Annotated in this window: 18 protein-coding genes and 1 pseudogene; 10 read left to right on the top strand and 9 right to left on the bottom strand. The window is 60.0% G+C overall.

The window, feature by feature from the left end; translation table 11 throughout:
- Positions 1 to 15 precede the first annotated feature (15 nt).
- Both DK870_RS10495 and DK870_RS10490 read right to left on the bottom strand, forming a co-directional pair.
- Positions 16 to 1,158, bottom strand: coding sequence for an MFS transporter (locus DK870_RS10495; RefSeq protein ID WP_161548608.1), 1,143 nt, complete (start codon positions 1,156 to 1,158; stop codon positions 16 to 18).
- A gap of 150 nt (positions 1,159 to 1,308) precedes the next feature.
- Complete coding sequence (locus tag DK870_RS10490) at positions 1,309 to 2,802, bottom strand: aldehyde dehydrogenase (protein WP_161548607.1); 1,494 nt, start codon at positions 2,800 to 2,802, stop codon at positions 1,309 to 1,311.
- Positions 2,803 to 3,032: 230 nt separating this feature from the next.
- Between DK870_RS10490 and DK870_RS10485 the strand changes: the two genes are divergently transcribed.
- Positions 3,033 to 3,395, top strand: coding sequence for a cupin domain-containing protein (locus DK870_RS10485; RefSeq protein WP_060753660.1), 363 nt, complete (start codon positions 3,033 to 3,035; stop codon positions 3,393 to 3,395).
- A 71-nt stretch (positions 3,396 to 3,466) separates the two neighbouring features.
- Here the strand turns inward: DK870_RS10485 and rpmG are convergent, their stop codons facing one another.
- Together rpmG and rpmB are read right to left on the bottom strand one after the other, a co-directional pair.
- Complete coding sequence (rpmG, locus tag DK870_RS10480) at positions 3,467 to 3,622, bottom strand: 50S ribosomal protein L33 (protein WP_003176906.1); 156 nt, start codon at positions 3,620 to 3,622, stop codon at positions 3,467 to 3,469.
- 11 nt (positions 3,623 to 3,633) lie between these two features.
- On the bottom strand, positions 3,634 to 3,867 hold the full coding sequence (rpmB, locus tag DK870_RS10475) for a 50S ribosomal protein L28 (RefSeq protein WP_010207494.1): 234 nt from the start codon (positions 3,865 to 3,867) through the stop codon (positions 3,634 to 3,636).
- Between the two features lie 459 nt (positions 3,868 to 4,326).
- Here rpmB and DK870_RS10470 point away from each other — a divergent pair, with 459 nt between their 5' ends.
- On the top strand, positions 4,327 to 5,919 hold the full coding sequence (locus DK870_RS10470; protein ID WP_161548606.1) for an ABC transporter substrate-binding protein: 1,593 nt from the start codon (positions 4,327 to 4,329) through the stop codon (positions 5,917 to 5,919).
- Between the two features lie 28 nt (positions 5,920 to 5,947).
- Here the strand turns inward: DK870_RS10470 and radC are convergent, their stop codons facing one another.
- A complete protein-coding gene (radC, locus tag DK870_RS10465; protein WP_060753662.1) occupies positions 5,948 to 6,622 on the bottom strand; it encodes a DNA repair protein RadC in 675 nt (224 codons plus the stop codon).
- 157 nt (positions 6,623 to 6,779) lie between these two features.
- Here radC and coaBC point away from each other — a divergent pair, with 157 nt between their 5' ends.
- Positions 6,780 to 7,988 carry a bifunctional phosphopantothenoylcysteine decarboxylase/phosphopantothenate--cysteine ligase CoaBC gene (gene coaBC, locus DK870_RS10460; RefSeq protein ID WP_060753663.1) on the top strand — a complete coding sequence of 403 codons (1,209 nt, stop codon included), beginning with the start codon at positions 6,780 to 6,782 and terminating at the stop codon, positions 7,986 to 7,988.
- A 5-nt stretch (positions 7,989 to 7,993) separates the two neighbouring features.
- Entirely contained in the window at positions 7,994 to 8,449 is a 456-nt protein-coding gene (gene dut / locus DK870_RS10455) for a dUTP diphosphatase (RefSeq protein WP_016975923.1), read from the top strand.
- Here the strand turns inward: dut and DK870_RS10450 are convergent, their stop codons facing one another.
- Positions 8,450 to 8,671: a hypothetical protein gene (locus DK870_RS10450; RefSeq protein ID WP_158510683.1), complete on the bottom strand. Its 222-nt coding sequence runs from the start codon at positions 8,669 to 8,671 to the stop codon at positions 8,450 to 8,452.
- Between the two features lie 41 nt (positions 8,672 to 8,712).
- On the opposite strand from DK870_RS10450, the pseudogene DK870_RS10445 reads away from it, so the two are divergent.
- Positions 8,713 to 10,110 (top strand): annotated as a pseudogene (locus DK870_RS10445) (phosphomannomutase/phosphoglucomutase); the annotation flags it as partial.
- Positions 10,111 to 10,129: 19 nt separating this feature from the next.
- Entirely contained in the window at positions 10,130 to 11,035 is a 906-nt protein-coding gene (gene argB, locus DK870_RS10440) for an acetylglutamate kinase (protein WP_060753665.1), read from the top strand.
- 60 nt (positions 11,036 to 11,095) lie between these two features.
- On the opposite strand, the gene pyrE is transcribed toward argB, so the two are convergent.
- Positions 11,096 to 11,743, bottom strand: coding sequence for an orotate phosphoribosyltransferase (gene pyrE / locus DK870_RS10435; protein ID WP_104995021.1), 648 nt, complete (start codon positions 11,741 to 11,743; stop codon positions 11,096 to 11,098).
- Positions 11,744 to 11,825: 82 nt separating this feature from the next.
- Here pyrE and DK870_RS10430 point away from each other — a divergent pair, with 82 nt between their 5' ends.
- Positions 11,826 to 12,605 (top strand): exodeoxyribonuclease III, encoded by a 780-nt coding sequence (locus DK870_RS10430; RefSeq protein WP_003195493.1) that lies wholly within the window; start codon positions 11,826 to 11,828, stop codon positions 12,603 to 12,605.
- A gap of 73 nt (positions 12,606 to 12,678) precedes the next feature.
- Here the strand turns inward: DK870_RS10430 and DK870_RS10425 are convergent, their stop codons facing one another.
- Together DK870_RS10425 and rph are read right to left on the bottom strand one after the other, a co-directional pair.
- Entirely contained in the window at positions 12,679 to 13,050 is a 372-nt protein-coding gene (locus DK870_RS10425; protein WP_060753667.1) for a DUF4870 domain-containing protein, read from the bottom strand.
- A gap of 22 nt (positions 13,051 to 13,072) precedes the next feature.
- Positions 13,073 to 13,795, bottom strand: coding sequence for a ribonuclease PH (gene rph, locus DK870_RS10420; RefSeq protein ID WP_161548604.1), 723 nt, complete (start codon positions 13,793 to 13,795; stop codon positions 13,073 to 13,075).
- Positions 13,796 to 13,981: 186 nt separating this feature from the next.
- Between rph and DK870_RS10415 the strand changes: the two genes are divergently transcribed.
- The 3 genes from DK870_RS10415 to rpoZ all read left to right on the top strand — a co-directional run bounded on the left by DK870_RS10415 (position 13,982) and on the right by rpoZ (position 15,907).
- Positions 13,982 to 14,845, top strand: coding sequence for a YicC/YloC family endoribonuclease (locus tag DK870_RS10415; RefSeq protein WP_090367966.1), 864 nt, complete (start codon positions 13,982 to 13,984; stop codon positions 14,843 to 14,845).
- Between the two features lie 10 nt (positions 14,846 to 14,855).
- Complete coding sequence (gene gmk / locus DK870_RS10410; protein WP_060753670.1) at positions 14,856 to 15,476, top strand: guanylate kinase; 621 nt, start codon at positions 14,856 to 14,858, stop codon at positions 15,474 to 15,476.
- Positions 15,477 to 15,643: 167 nt separating this feature from the next.
- Positions 15,644 to 15,907: a DNA-directed RNA polymerase subunit omega gene (gene rpoZ / locus DK870_RS10405; RefSeq protein ID WP_060753671.1), complete on the top strand. Its 264-nt coding sequence runs from the start codon at positions 15,644 to 15,646 to the stop codon at positions 15,905 to 15,907.
- Positions 15,908 to 15,965 lie beyond the last annotated feature (58 nt).

Here is a 15,965-nt window from a genome sequence, read left to right as displayed (position 1 = left end):
CACAGTTGATCGAATTCAGGCCGGTTGCGCGACGCCAAATGCGCCCTGGCGCATTAACAACAGCACCAGGCCCAACGCGCCGGCGGCCATCAGCAATGGCAATGCATGCCCGCTGATCCACTGACCGCCCGCGCCAGCCACCAACGGACCGATCAGGCAACCGATGCCCCATAGCTGCGCCACATGGGCATTGGCGCGTACCAGCGCGTCATCGCGGTAGCGCTCGCCGATCAGGATCAACGACAGCGTGAACAACCCGCCGGCACTGGCGCCGAAGATCACCGATACCGGCCAGATCAGCAAGGTGTGCATCAGCACCGGAATCGCCAGGCTTGAGGCCAGCAACAGCACCGCACAACTCAAGAACAACGTACGCCGCGGCAGGTAGTCGGCCAAGGCGCCGATCGGCAATTGCAACAGAGCATCACCGACCACCACGGTGCTGACCATCGCCAGGGCGATCTCGGCAGTGAAGCCTTGCTGCAGGCAATACACCGGCAGCAGCGTCAGAATCATCGCTTCGAACGCCGCAAATAACGCCACCGCCCACGCAATCGCCGGCAAGCTGCGACAGAAGCGCCACAGGTCGCCGAAAGTCACGCTGAAAGATTCGGCAGTGGGTGCGCCGGACCGCCCCAACAGCAGCAGCGGTGCAACCATCAACAGACCCACGCCAACCCAAAAGCCATAATCCTGATCGGTGCCCAGTAGGCCCAGCAGCAGCGGCCCCGAGAGTTGGCTCAAGGCATAGCTGCAGCCATACAGCGCCACCAGGCGGCCACGCCATTGCTCCACCACCAACTGGTTGATCCAGCTTTCACCGAGGATGAATACGATGGTCAGGATCACCCCGATCATCAGGCGCAGCACCAGCCAAACCGGGTAACTCGGCAGGATCGCCAGCAACCCTATGGAGACCGCCCCGGCCCACAGGCACAAGCGCATCAGGTTGGCGGTGCCCAACCAGGAGGCCATGCGGCTGGAAACCTTGGCGCCGAGCAGCACGCCAAAGGCCGGCATCGCAGCCATCACCCCAATGGCGAAGCTGCCGTAGCCCCAGCCCTCCAGGCGCAGCGACACCAGCGGCATGCTGACGCCCAAGGCCAGGCCCACACTCAGCACCGAAGCCAGCACGGCGAAATAAGTCGCCCAACGCATGTCCACGCTCCTGTGGGGAATTATCAAAACACACAAAATGAAAGTGGGAGGGGGCTTGCTCCCGATAGCAGAGTGCCAGTCACTGCATGGGGTGACTGATACACCGCTATCGGGGGCCAGCCCCCTCCCACATCTGACCTGCGGTGTTGCTTAGAGCTTGATCCAGGTGGCCTTAAGCTCGGTGTACTTGTCGAACGCATGCAGCGATTTGTCGCGACCGTTGCCCGACTGCTTGAAACCACCAAACGGTGCAGTCATGTCGCCACCGTCGTACTGGTTGACCCACACGCTACCGGCGCGCAAGGCCTTGGCAGTCAGGTGCGCCTTGGAGATATCAGATGTCCATACGGCTGCGGCCAGGCCATAGACGGTATCGTTGGCAATCTTGACCGCTTCCTCGGCACTGTCGAAGGTGATCACCGACAGAACCGGGCCAAAGATCTCTTCCTGCGCGATCTTCATGGCATTGGTCACACCGTCGAAGATGGTCGGCTCGACATAAGTGCCGCCGGTTTCTTCCAGCGTACGCTTGCCACCGACCACCAGCTTGGCGCCGTCGGCATGGCCAGCCTCGATGTAGGACAGCACATTGTTCATCTGTTGGGTGTCCACCAGCGCGCCGACGTTGGTCGCCGGGTCCAGTGGGTTGCCCGGCTTCCAGCCTTTGAGGGCCTCGATCACCAGCGGCAGGAAGGTGTCCTTGATGGAACGTTCGACGAGCAGGCGCGAACCTGCGGTGCAGACTTCGCCCTGGTTGAAGGCGATCGCGCTGGCAGCGGATTCGGCAGCGGCCTGCAGGTCCGGCGCATCGGCAAACACGATGTTCGGGCTCTTGCCGCCCGCTTCCAGCCACACGCGCTTCATGTTCGACTCGCCGGAGCGGATCAACAGTTGCTTGGCGATCTTGGTGGAGCCGGTGAACACCAGCGTGTCGACGTCCATGTGCAGCGCCAGTGCGTTACCCACGGTGTGGCCGTAACCCGGCAGCACGTTAAACACACCTTTTGGAATACCGGCCTCAACGGCCAGGGCCGCGATGCGTATGGCCGTCAGTGGCGATTTTTCGGACGGCTTCAGGATCACCGAGTTACCGGTGGACAGGGCCGGGCCGAGCTTCCAACAAGCCATCATCAAGGGGAAGTTCCACGGCACAATGGCGCCTACGACGCCCACCGGCTCGCGGGTCACCAGACCCAGCTGATCGTGAGGGGTGGCAGCCACTTCGTCATAGATCTTGTCGATCGCTTCGCCGCTCCAGCTCAGGGCACCCGCCGCGCCGGGTACGTCGATATTCAAGGAGTCGCTGATCGGCTTACCCATGTCCAGGGTTTCAAGCAGTGCCAGTTCTTCGGCGTTGGCCTTGAGCAACGCGGCGAAACGCAGCATGGCGGACTTTCGCTTGGCCGGCGCCAGGCGCGACCAGACACCGGAATTGAACGTGGCACGGGCATTTTCCACGGCACGCTGGGCGTCAGCGGCGTCGCAGCTGACAATGGTGGCCAGTACGCGGCCATCGACCGGGCTGATGCATTCGAAAGTGTCGCCGGAAGCAGCGGCGGTGTACTCGCCATTGATGTAGGCGCGGCCTTCGATCTTCAGATCCTTGGCGCGTTGTTCCCAGTCGGCACGGGTCAGGGTGGTCATTCGAGTGTCCTCCTCTTATTGAATACAAGGCCCGGGTGATGTCCCACGGCATCCTCAAAGAATTCTTGCCCGGCCAGCCTGCTGTTCGGCTCAAGGCAGCTGCCACCCTAAACCAGCGGCTGGGGATGTTTCAATATATTTGACACAACCCCGGCAAACGCCCTTGCGATGTTCATTTTAATAAACATAGACTTTGGTCTCTCCAACCCCAGGCCAGACGGGACACGCACATGAGCATCCAGGACATCGTCGACTTCAGCCAAGCCAACACCGCTCCCGAGCGCTACCGCCCTGCCGCCGAAAAAATCCTCAAGGGCGATCCCGAACAAACGCTCTACAACCACTACAACAGTCCGTGCGGACAGATGAGCGCCGGAGTGTGGGAAGGCGAGGTCGGGCACTGGAAGGTCAATTACACCGAACACGAGTACTGCGAGATTGTGCAGGGTGTTTCTGTATTGCGGGATGTCGACGGCAATGCCAAAACCTTACGCGCCGGCGACCGCTTCGTGATCCCCGCAGGCTTCAGCGGCACCTGGGAAGTGCTGGAGGCGTGTCGCAAGATCTACGTGGTGTTCGAACAGAAAGCCTGAACCGCAAATTTCAGGCAAAAAAAAGCCCGGATCGTGAGATACGGGCTTTTTTTCACAAGAAAGGCAACCAATTACTTGATTTTGCCTTCTTTGTAGATCACGTGCTTGCGAACGCGCGGGTCGAACATTTTCTTTTCGAGCTTGTCCGGGGTAGTACGCTTGTTCTTGTCGGTAGTGTAGAAGTGACCAGTACCGGCGCTAGAGATCATTCGAATCAATTCACGCATGATATAGCTCCTTAGATTGTGCCAGCGCGGCGCAATTCAGCCAGCACGACAGTGATGCCACGCTTGTCGATGATGCGCATGCCTTTGGCAGATACGCGCAGACGGACGAAACGTTTCTCTTCTTCAACCCAGAAGCGGTGATGCTGCAGGTTCGGCAGGAAACGACGACGGGTTTTGTTATTTGCGTGGGAAATGTTATTCCCAGTCACCGGACCCTTACCGGTAACTTGACAGACTCTCGACATGCCTCAGCCCTCTAAAACCACATGCCCAACCCGGCATGGGTTGGCCGCTTAATCTCTCAGTCATTTGGCGCCAGGCGCCGCGTTTCTTTAGGGTCTTACCGGCTACACCTACAAGCGAAGGAACCGGGCCCCTAGAAAAGAGCGCTGCTTTATACCAGAAAGACCCCGGTGCAACAACAGCCCGTGCGTTTTTACCGACTTAAATCTCGGCTCCGGACGCCCGAACCATTGCCGGCAGGGCCCGCTGAACAGCCGACCGCTCGTCGCACAGAATGATTGGCACAGCCTGCGCGCGCGGATGAAGCGCACAGCGAAATGCACCAGGCCGCCATCAAAACAGCATTTGAGGCAAAAGCACAGGCAAAAATGGGCTAGTCATTTATCCGGCAGACCACTACGGTAGGCTTTTTTCCAGACTGCACTCGCAGATGGGCCTTCGATCTGCACAGGAAACCGAATATGCGCCTCGCAGCCCTACCGCTACTGCTAGCCCCTCTATTTATCGCGCCGCTGGCCGTTGCCGCCACCAGCTTGAGTGTTTGCACCGAAGCCAGCCCCGAAGGGTTCGATGTGGTGCAATACAACTCGCTGACCACCACCAACGCCTCGGCCGACGTACTGATGAATCGCCTGGTGGACTACGACGTAACCAGCGGCAAGCTGGTACCCAGCCTGGCAGACAGCTGGGAAGTGTCCCCGGACGGCCTGACGTATACCTTCAAGCTGCGCCCGAATGTGAAGTTTCATCGCACCGAATATTTCACCCCAAGCCGCACCTTGACCGCCGAAGACGTGCGTTTCAGCTTCGAGCGCATGCTCGACCCGGCCAACCCATGGCACCAGATCGCCCAAAGCGGCTTCCCCCATGCGCAGTCGCTGCAACTGCCCACGCTGGTCAAAAAAATCGACGCCCTTGACCCGCTCACCGTGCGTTTCACCCTCGATCACGCCGACTCCACTTTCCTCGCGGCGTTGAGCATGGGATTCGCATCGATCTATTCAGCGGAATATGCCGACAAACTGCTCAAGGCCGGCACACCGGAGAAGCTCAACAGCCAACCGATAGGAACTGGCCCGTTCGTGTTTGTGCGTTTTCAAAAAGATGCCGTGGTTCGCTACAAGGCCAACCCGGACTACTTCGCCGGCAAACCGGCTGTGGACAACCTGATCTTCGCCATCACCCCGGATGCCAATGTGCGCTTGCAGAAACTGCATCGCGACGAATGCCAGATCGCTCTTTCGCCCAAGCCATTGGACGTCGGCGAAGCCGAAAAGGACCCAGCGCTCAAGGTGGAAAAAACGGCCGCCTTCATGACGGCCTTCGTGGCCATCAATAGCCAGCACCCACCTCTGGACAAGCCGGAAGTGCGTCAGGCAATCAACCTCGCCTTCGATAAGAGCAGTTACCTCAAGGCTGTGTTCGAAGGGACCGCCGAAGCCGCCAATGGACCCTACCCGCCCAACACCTGGAGCTACGCCAAGGACTTGCCGGGTTACCCGCAGGACCTCGCCAAGGCCAAGACGCTTCTGGAGCGTGCCGGGCTCAAGGACGGCTTCAAGACCACCATTTGGACGCGTCCCACGGGCAGCCTGCTGAACCCCAACCCAAACCTCGGCGCGCAGCTGCTGCAAGCGGACCTGGCCAAGGTAGGCATCCAGGCCGAGATCCGGGTGATCGAGTGGGGTGAGCTGATTCGCCGTGCCAAGGCGGGCGAGCATGACCTGCTATTCATGGGGTGGGCTGGCGACAACGGCGACCCGGATAACTTCCTGACCCCGCAATTCTCGTGTGCCGCGGTGAAATCCGGAACGAATTTCGCCCGCTACTGCGACCCGACGCTGGACAAACTGATCAGCGCCGGCAAGACCACCAGCGAGCAAGGCGTGCGCAGCAAGCTGTATCAACAGGCCCAGGCACAGATCCAGCAACAGGCGCTGTGGCTGCCGTTGGCGCATCCGACGGCGTTTGCCCTGACGCGCAAGCATGTCGAGGGGTATCAGGTGAGCCCGTTTGGTCGCCAGGACTTTTCAAAGGTCAGCGTCAAGCCCTGAAAACCAGGCCCGCCCCACCGGGGCGGGCTTACATCCACCCATATTCCGCCATCGATAACGGGTCTCCATCCCCCACGATGATGTGATCCAGCACCCGTACATCCACCAACTCCAGCGTCTTCTGCAGCAACTTGGTCAATTTCCGATCAGCCGCGCTCGGTTCAAGACTTCCAGAGGGGTGGTTGTGGCACAGGATCAAGGCTGCTGCGTTGTACGACAGCGCACGCTTGACCACTTGCCGGGGGTAGACTATCGCCGCATCGATGGTGCCCTGGGACAACACTTCAAACCCCAGCACCCGGTGTTTCGAGTCGAGAAACAGGCAGCCGAAGGTTTCGTGGGATTCATGGCGCAACAATGCCTTGAGGTATTCGCGCACGGCTACCGGGCTTTCCAGTACGGAGTCTGTGCGCAGCCGTTCGGCCAGGTGACGCCGGGACATTTCCAATACCGCCTGCAACTGTGCGAACTTCGCCGGCCCCAGCCCCAAATGCTGGCTGAACAGTGTCTGGCTGGCCTCCAGAAGCTGACGAAGCCCACCAAATTGCACCAACAGATGGCGCGCCAGGTCGACCGCGCTTCTGCCGGAAACCCCAGTGCGCAGGAAAATTGCCAGCAACTCGGCATCGGACAGGCTTGCCGCACCCCACTCCAGAAGTTTCTCCCGCGGACGTTCCGCCACGGGCCAATCACGAATACTCATCCCACCTCCCTCTCCATACGCCCCATGGCATGTGCGTCGCTGTTGCCTGGCGGACGCTGTGTTATCGTAGGCCCTCTTTTTTGCGTGCGATTTCACCTGGGGAGGGGGCATCGCAGGCGTCACTGAACTGGCAACACTGAACTGGAAAGGCAAACCAATGCAGCGTCTGTATCGGAAACGCATCGTTCTCGGCGTCGGCGGCGGCATTGCCGCCTATAAGAGCGCAGAGCTGGTTCGCAGGCTCCTGGACCAAGGCGCCGAAGTACGGGTGGTCATGACCCGCGGCGGCAGTGAGTTCATCACCCCGCTGACCATGCAGGCCCTGTCCGGCCACCCGGTTCACCTGGACTTGCTCGACCCGGCGGCAGAAGCCGCCATGGGCCATATCGAACTGGCCAAATGGGCCGACCTGGTACTGATCGCCCCGGCCACCGCAGACCTGATCGCCCGCCTGGCCCAAGGCATCGCCGATGACCTGCTGACCACGCTGGTACTGGCTACCGACGCCACCGTTGCCATTGCACCGGCCATGAACCAGGCCATGTGGCGCGACCCGGCCACCCAGGCCAACACCCAGCTCCTGCAAAGCCGTGGCCTCAAGGTGTTCGGCCCGGCATCCGGCAGCCAGGCCTGCGGCGACGTCGGCATGGGCCGCATGCTCGAAGCCACGGACCTGGCACTGTGTGCCGCAGAGTGCTTCCAGCACCTGGCCCTGACCGGCAAGCACGTATTGATTACTGCCGGCCCCACCCAGGAAAACATCGACCCGGTGCGCTACATCACCAACCATAGCTCAGGAAAAATGGGCTTTGCCTTGGCAGAGGCTGCGGTTGAGGCAGGCGCACGCGTCACCCTGATCACCGGCCCGGTTCATTTGCCGACCCCTGATCGCGTCACGCGAATCGACGTAGTGAGCGCCCGCGACATGCTGGCGGCTTGCGAAGCAGCCATTCCGTGCGACCTGTTTATCGCCTCGGCAGCGGTAGCGGATTACCGCCCGGAAGTCGTAGCCCCGCAAAAGCTCAAGAAAGACCCTACAAACGGTGACGGCCTGCTCCTGCAAATGGTGCGCAACCCGGACATTCTTGCCAGCATCGCAACGCGCCCGGATCGCCCCTTCAGCGTCGGCTTTGCAGCCGAGACCGAGCATCTGCTGGACTATGCCGCACGTAAATTGAAAGACAAAAACCTCGACCTGATCGTTGCCAATGATGTCGCCAACCCGAGCATCGGCTTCAACAGCGAGGAAAATGCCTGCAGCGTGATCGACCGCGAACTGCACGCCACCCTTTTCGCCCAGACCAGCAAGGGCAAGATTGCCCGCCAACTGATCTCCTTTATCGCCCAACGGCTGAACCAGGTTTAATTTCCATGCACGCTTTGCAAGCCAAGATCCTCGACCCACGCATCGGCAACGAATTCCCACTGCCGGCCTACGCCACACCGGGCTCCGCCGGGCTGGACCTGCGCGCCATGCTCAAAGAGGACACGGTCCTCGAACCAGGCCAGACGATCCTGATCCCCACTGGGCTATCGATCTATGTGGGTGACCCAGGCCTGGCGGCATTGATCCTGCCGCGTTCCGGCCTGGGCCACAAACACGGGATTGTGCTGGGCAACCTCGTGGGCCTGATCGACTCTGACTATCAGGGCGAACTGATGGTGTCCTGCTGGAACCGTGGCCAGACGGCCTTCAACATTGCCGTCGGCGAACGCATCGCCCAGTTGGTATTGGTACCGGTGGTACAGGCGCACTTCGAACTGGTACAGGAGTTCGACGAAACCCAGCGCGGCGCAGGTGGTTTTGGGCATTCCGGCAGCCACTGACTAAGCTGAATCAGGCCGGATGCTGCTGTCCGGCCTGATACCACCGCACGGCTTTTCAGGATGAAGAATGCGCGGATTTAACCAGCGATATTTCCCTAAAGAAATCAATGGATTACGCGATTGCCATAGCAAAGCCAGCACGCCGATGGCATTTTTGCACCACGAACTCTCTGCCGAAAACGTCGTCTTACCCTTCAGTTTGAGCCTGCCGGTCAGCCACATTAAGGCCAGCTTTGCCCCCTTCAGATGGAGTTCCCACCGCGATGAGTACCGCAGCCCGAGTAGCCCCGACCTTCCCCGACAGCATCTTCCGCGCCTACGACATCCGTGGCGTGGTGCCCAAGACCCTGACCGCTGAAACCGCTTACTGGATTGGCCGCGCCATCGGCTCCCAAAGCCTGGCGCAGAATGAGCCCAACGTTTCGGTCGGCCGTGACGGTCGCCTGTCCGGCCCGGAGTTGGTGGAACAACTGATCCAGGGCCTGGCCGATAGCGGTTGCCATGTGAGCGACGTCGGCCTGGTGCCGACGCCGGCGCTGTACTACGCAGCCAATGTGCTGGCAGGCAAGTCCGGGGTGATGCTCACCGGCAGTCATAATCCGTCGGACTACAACGGCTTCAAGATCGTCATCGCGGGCGACACCCTGGCCAATGAACAGATCCAGGCCCTGCACCACCGCCTGAAAACCAACGACCTGACCAGCGGCAAGGGCAGCATCACCAAAGTCGACATCCTGCAGCGCTACTCTGACGAAATCACCCGCGACGTCAAACTCGCACGCCGCCTGAAAGTGGTGGTGGACTGTGGCAACGGCGCGGCCGGCGTAATTGCGCCGCAACTGCTCGAAGCCCTGAACTGTGAAGTCATCCCGCTGTTCTGCGAAGTCGACGGCAACTTCCCCAACCACCACCCGGACCCAGGCAAGCCTGAAAACCTGGTGGACCTGATCGCCAAGGTCAAGGAAGTGGGCGCCGATGTGGGGCTGGCCTTCGACGGCGACGGCGACCGCGTGGGCGTGGTGACTGAAACCGGTGAGATCGTGTTCCCGGATCGCCTGTTGATGCTTTTCGCCCGTGATGTGGTGGCCCGCAATCCCAACGCCGAGATCATCTTCGACGTGAAATGCACCCGCCGCCTCACCCCGCTGATCAAGGAGTACGGCGGTCGCCCGCTAATGTGGAAGACCGGTCACTCGTTGATCAAAAAGAAAATGAAGGAAACCGGTGCGTTATTGGCCGGCGAAATGAGCGGCCACGTGTTCTTCAAGGAGCGTTGGTTCGGGTTTGACGACGGTATTTACAGCGCCGCCCGCCTGCTGGAGATCCTCAGCAAGGAAAAATCCTCCGCCGAAGAACTGTTTCAGACCTTCCCGAATGATATTTCTACTCCAGAGATCAATATCCATGTGACCGAGGAGAGCAAATTCAGCATCATTGATGCACTGCACGATGCACAATGGGGTGAAGGCGCCAACCTGACCATCATTGATGGTGTGCGAGTCGATTACGCCAAAGGCTGGGGCCTGGTTCGCGCATCCAACACCACACCGGTGCTGGTGCTGCGTTTCGAGGCGGATACCGAGGCTGAGTTGCAGCGCATCAAGGACGTGTTCCACGCCCAGTTGAAACGTGTTGCCCCTGATCTCCAATTACCGTTCTGATTTTTTACCGGAGCCCTGAATGACCCTCGAACGCGAAGCCGCCGCCAACACCGCCAAGGTCCTGTCCGAAGCGTTGCCTTATATCCGACGCTACGTCGGCAAGACGCTGGTGATCAAGTACGGCGGCAATGCCATGGAAAGCGATGAGCTCAAGACCGGCTTTGCCCGCGATATCGTGATGATGAAAGCGGTGGGCATCAACCCGGTGGTGGTTCACGGTGGCGGCCCGCAAATCGGCGACCTGCTCAAGCGCTTGTCGATCGAGAGTCATTTCATCGATGGTATGCGTGTGACTGACGCACAGACTATGGACGTGGTGGAGATGGTCCTCGGCGGCCAGGTGAACAAAGACATTGTCAACCTGATCAACCGCCATGGCGGCAGCGCCATCGGCCTGACCGGTAAGGACGCCGAACTGATCCGTGCGAAAAAACTGACGGTAACCCGTCAGACGCCGGAAATGACCCAGCCGGAAATCATCGATATCGGCCAGGTGGGCGAAGTGGTTGGCGTGAATACCGACCTGCTGAACCTGCTGGTCAAGGGTGATTTCATCCCGGTAATCGCACCCATCGGCGTAGGTGCCAACGGTGAGTCCTACAACATCAACGCCGACCTTGTGGCGGGCAAGGTGGCTGAAGCGCTGAAAGCTGAAAAGCTCATGCTGCTGACCAACATTGCCGGCCTGATGGACAAGCAAGGCAAGGTCCTCACCGGCCTGACCACTCAGCAAGTGGACGACCTGATCGCCGACGGGACCATCTATGGCGGCATGCTGCCAAAAATCCGTTGCGCGCTGGAAGCGGTGCAAGGCGGCGTCGGCAGCTCGCTGATCATCGATGGGCGTGTACCGAACGCGGTACTGCTGGAAATCTTCACGGATACCGGCATGGGTACGTTGATCAGTAACCGCAAGCGTCCTTGATCAATAGGCACTAAAAAGCCCCACCTCCTGCAGGAGGTGGGGCTTTTTGTTGTGCGGCGCTTACTGGACGCCGAACTGCTCGCGGTACGCCTTCACCGCCGGCAGGTGCTGCTTGAGCTGCGGATCATCTTCCAGGAACTGCAACACCTGGTTCAGCGATACGATGCTCACTACGGGAATGCCGAAATCGCGCTCGACTTCCTGAATCGCCGACAATTCACCATTGCCACGCTCCTGACGGTTCAGCGCGATCAGTACGCCGGCAGCCTTGGCGCCTTCCTGGGATGCAATGATCTGCATCACTTCGCGGATCGCAGTACCGGCGGTGATCACGTCGTCGATGATCAGCACTTCGCCCTTGAGCGGTGCCCCGACCAGGCTACCGCCTTCGCCGTGGGCCTTGGCCTCTTTGCGGTTGAAGCACCATGGCAGGTCCTGGCCATGATGTTCAGCCAGGGCCACAGCAGTAGCCGCCGCCAGGGGGATACCCTTGTAGGCTGGACCGAACAACACGTCGAACGAAATACCGCTTTCAACGATGGCCGCCGCGTAGAAACGACCCAGCTGGGCCAGGGCCGAACCCGAGTTGAACAAGCCCGCATTGAAGAAGTACGGGCTGGTGCGCCCGGACTTGAGAGTGAACTCACCGAAGCGCAAAACGCCGCGATCGATGGCAAAACGAATGAAATCGCGTTGATACGCCTGCATGAAAAAAGCCTCAGATACCACGGATTTAGCTAATTAGGTAGACGGCGTGTATCATACACGCACGCGATTTTTGGGGCCATTTATGCGGATCATCAGTGTGAACGTTAATGGTATTCAGGCTGCAGTCGAGCGTGGTTTGCTCAGTTGGCTGCAAGCACAGAATGCCGACGTCATCTGCCTGCAGGACACCCGCGCCTCCGCCTTTGAACTGGACGACCCAGCCTTCCAACTGGATGGCTACTTCCTTTATGCCTGCGATGCCGAAGTGCCCACCCAAGGTGGCGTGGCTTTGTACTCGCGGTTGCAACCCAAGGCGGTCATCAGCGGCCTCGGCTTCGAGACAGCCGACCGCTACGGGCGCTACCTGCAAGCCGATTTCGACAAGGTCAGCATCGCGACCTTGCTGCTCCCTTCGGGGCAGAACGGCGATGAAGACTTGAACCAGAAGTTCAAGCTAATGGACGATTTCGCCCGTTATCTGGATAAACAGCGGCGCAAACGTCGCGAGTACATTTATTGTGGCTCGCTGTACGTGGCGCAACAGAAGCTGGATATCAAGAACTGGCGCGACAGCCAGCAATCCCCGGGTTTCCTGGCGCCGGAACGGGCCTGGATGGACGAGATTGTCGGCAACATGGGTTATGTCGATGCCCTGCGCGAAGTCAGCCGTGAAGGCGACCAGTACAGCTGGTGGCCGGATAACGAACAGGCTGAGATGCTCAACCTGGGCTGGCGTTTCGACTACCAGTTGCTGACCCCTGGTCTGCGCCGGTTTGTACGCAGCGCACGCCTGCCACGCCAGCCACGCTTCTCGCAGCACGCGCCGCTGATCGTGGATTACGACTGGACACTGACCATCTGAGGTCTTTTTCCAGGCACAAAAAAACCGACATCGCTGTCGGTTTTTTTGTGCCTGCCGGTCAGCTGGGTGCGCGTTACTTGATCACACGCCAGGTCAAGGGATAGCGGTAGGCGATCCCCTTGTTGGCCTTGATACTGCCAATGATGGTCAGCACCACCGTGGCGATCGCCAGGGCGAACATCAGGAAAAAGCCAATCACCGCAAAGGCCAGCACGATGCAAGCGATCCAGGCAATGGCCACGGTGATCTGGAAATTCAAGGCTTCCTTGCCCTGGTCATCAATGAACGGGTCCACTTCCTTCTTCATCTGCCACAGGATCAGCGGCCCCACGACGCTGCCGAAGGGGAACACAAACCCCAGGAACGCCGCGAGATGGCACAACATCGCGCCCTGGCGCACTTCGTAGGAAGGCGTAGGGACAGGCATTTGGCTGTTGTCATTCATGGCGCTTCTCCTTGAGGCGGGTTCAGTCAGCCAGTGCGGCGGTCTGCAGTGCGAAGATTTCGGTCATGCCCTTCTGGGCCAAGGCCAGCATGGCATTCAGCTCAGCCGGCTGGAACGGTGCGCCCTCAGCGGTGCCCTGCACTTCGATGAAACCACCGGTGCTGGTCATCACCACGTTCAGGTCGGTCTCGGCAGCCGAGTCTTCCAGATAGTCCAGGTCCAGCACAGGCTCGCCCTGGTACATGCCCACCGAGACGGCGGCGATCATTTGCTTGAGCGGGTCACCGCCCTTCAGGCCGCCACGTTTCTTGATCACTTTCAACGCGTCGACCAGGGCCACCATGGCGCCGGTGATAGACGCCGTGCGGGTGCCGCCGTCAGCCTGGATCACGTCGCAGTCGACATACAGGGTCACGTCTCCCAGCTTGGACATATCCAGCGCGGCGCGCAGGGAACGACCAATCAGGCGTTGGATTTCCAGGGTACGGCCACCTTGCTTGCCACGGCTGGCTTCACGCTGGTTCCGCTCGCCGGTCGCACGCGGCAACATGCCGTATTCGGCGGTCAACCAGCCCTGGCCCTGGCCCTTGAGGAAGCGTGGTACGCCATTTTCGACGCTGACCGTACAGATGACTTTGGTATCGCCAAACTCGACCAGTACAGATCCCTCGGCGTGTTTGGTGTAGTTGCGGGTGATGCGGATCGAGCGGAGCTGATCGGCAACGCGACCACTTGGACGTTTCATAGGGAGACACCTGTACTGAGGACGAAAAACTGCCGAGCATTATAGAGCCGCGAGCCGATTCGGGGCACTGCTAAAAAATTCGGTTACGAATGCTCGGGTTTGGGCGTGCCCGCCCCACTACGCTACAATCCTGCGCCTTCCTAACCATCAGCCCGTATTTGCTGGGCTGCAACGCGAGGTACCTCCATGGTGCACAGCATGACCGCCTTCGCCCGCGTCGAAAAAGCCGGCGCCCAAGGCACCCTGAGCTGGGAACTGCGCTCGGTCAACAGCCGCTACCTGGAGCCGCACCTGCGCCTGCCGGAGTCTTTCCGTGACCTCGAAGGCGCCGTGCGTGAAGCGCTGCGCCAAGGTATCTCGCGCGGCAAGCTGGAATGCACCCTGCGCTTTACCGAAGAAACCACCGGCAAGCCCTTGCAGGTCGATCGCGACCGCGCCGCGCAACTGGTCGCTGCGGCAGAAACCATCGCCGGCCTGATCCAACAGCCCGCCGCGCTTAACCCACTGGAAGTGCTGGCCTGGCCCGGCGTACTGGTGGCCGACGCTACCGACCCGCAAGCGCTCAACGCCGAAGCCCTGGCCCTGTTCAATCAGGGCTTGAAGGAGCTCAAGGCCGGCCGCGAGCGCGAAGGCGCCGAACTGGCCCGCCTGATCAACGAACGCCTGACGTCAATCGAAGAAGACGTGGTCATCCTGCGCGAACTGGTGCCGCAAATGCTCGCCACCCAGCGCCAGAAGGTCCTCGATCGCTTTGCCGACATGAAGGCTGACCTGGACCCGACACGCCTGGAGCAGGAAATGGTCCTGCTGGCCCAGAAGAGCGACGTTGCGGAAGAACTCGACCGCCTCAGCACCCATATCCTCGAAGTGCGCCGCGTACTCAAGTCCGCCGGTGCCGCCGGTCGGCGCCTGGACTTCCTGATGCAGGAACTCAACCGCGAAGCCAATACACTGGGTTCCAAGGCGTTTGACCCACGCAGCACACAAGCGGCGGTCAACCTCAAAGTGTTGATCGAGCAGATGCGCGAACAAGTACAGAATATTGAGTAAGGCAACTTCCATGACCCACAGCACCGGCACCCTTTACATCATTTCCGCCCCTTCGGGCGCGGGCAAGAGCAGCTTGGTCAAGGCCCTGACCGACGCTGACGAGCACATCCGCATCTCGGTTTCCCACACCACCCGCGCCATGCGCCCGGGCGAGGTCAACGGCGAGCACTACCATTTCGTCGAGCGCACCGAGTTCGTCAAGATGATCGAGCACGGCGACTTCCTGGAGCGTGCCGAAGTCTTCGGCAACCTCTACGGCACCTCGCAGAGCCACTTGCAGCAGACCCTGGACGAAGGCCACGACCTGATCCTGGAAATCGACTGGCAGGGCGCCGAACAGGTACGCAAGCTGATGCCCCAGGCGCGCTCGATCTTTATCCTGCCGCCGTCCCTGGAAGCCTTGCACCAGCGTCTGACCAATCGCGGCCAGGACAGCAACGAGATCATCGAAGGTCGCATGCGCGAAGCCGTCAGTGAAATGAGCCACTACGTCGATTACGATTACCTGATCATCAATGACGACTTTGCCCACGCACTGGATGATCTGAAGGCCATTTTCCGCACCAATCAGCTGCAGCAAAAGCGCCAACAGCAGCGTTTCGGCAAATTGCTCGCCGAACTGCTTGGTTGATTGGCTCTTCCCAAAACCGCCGCAAGGGCTTTACATTGGTGCCTGTAGCGGTTTTGCGAGGGCCTGCGGAAAATCAGCGCTTCCCTAAACGCTGGTGATTTTTTAAACTGTTTAGTCCGCTCGCCCAACCGGGCAGCGCGCATCTTGCATTCGCTCCGAGGAATACCATGGCCCGCGTAACCGTTGAAGACTGCCTAGAACACGTGGATAACCGCTTTGAGCTGGTCATGCTCTCTACCAAGCGTGCCCGTCAATTGGCCACCGGTGGCAAAGAGCCTCTGGTCCAGTGGGAAAACGACAAGCCTACCGTTGTAGCCCTGCGTGAAATCGCTGAAGGCCTGATGAGCTACGAGTTCATCGCCGAGCAGGAAATCGTTCAGGACGAACCGCTGTTTGCAGCGTTCGAGGACGAGTCCAACGAGGCCGTCTAAGCCTATGCCTGGTCGACGTAGCACGGCGCAGGGTCACAGCCAACGGCAGGAGTTCGCA

The organism is Pseudomonas sp. Q1, assembly GCF_009935975.1.
Classification (GTDB): Bacteria; Pseudomonadota; Gammaproteobacteria; order Pseudomonadales; family Pseudomonadaceae; genus Aquipseudomonas; species Aquipseudomonas palleroniana.
The sequence above is the reverse complement of the archived record's forward strand: the minus strand, read 5'-3'. Positions and strand labels throughout refer to the sequence as shown.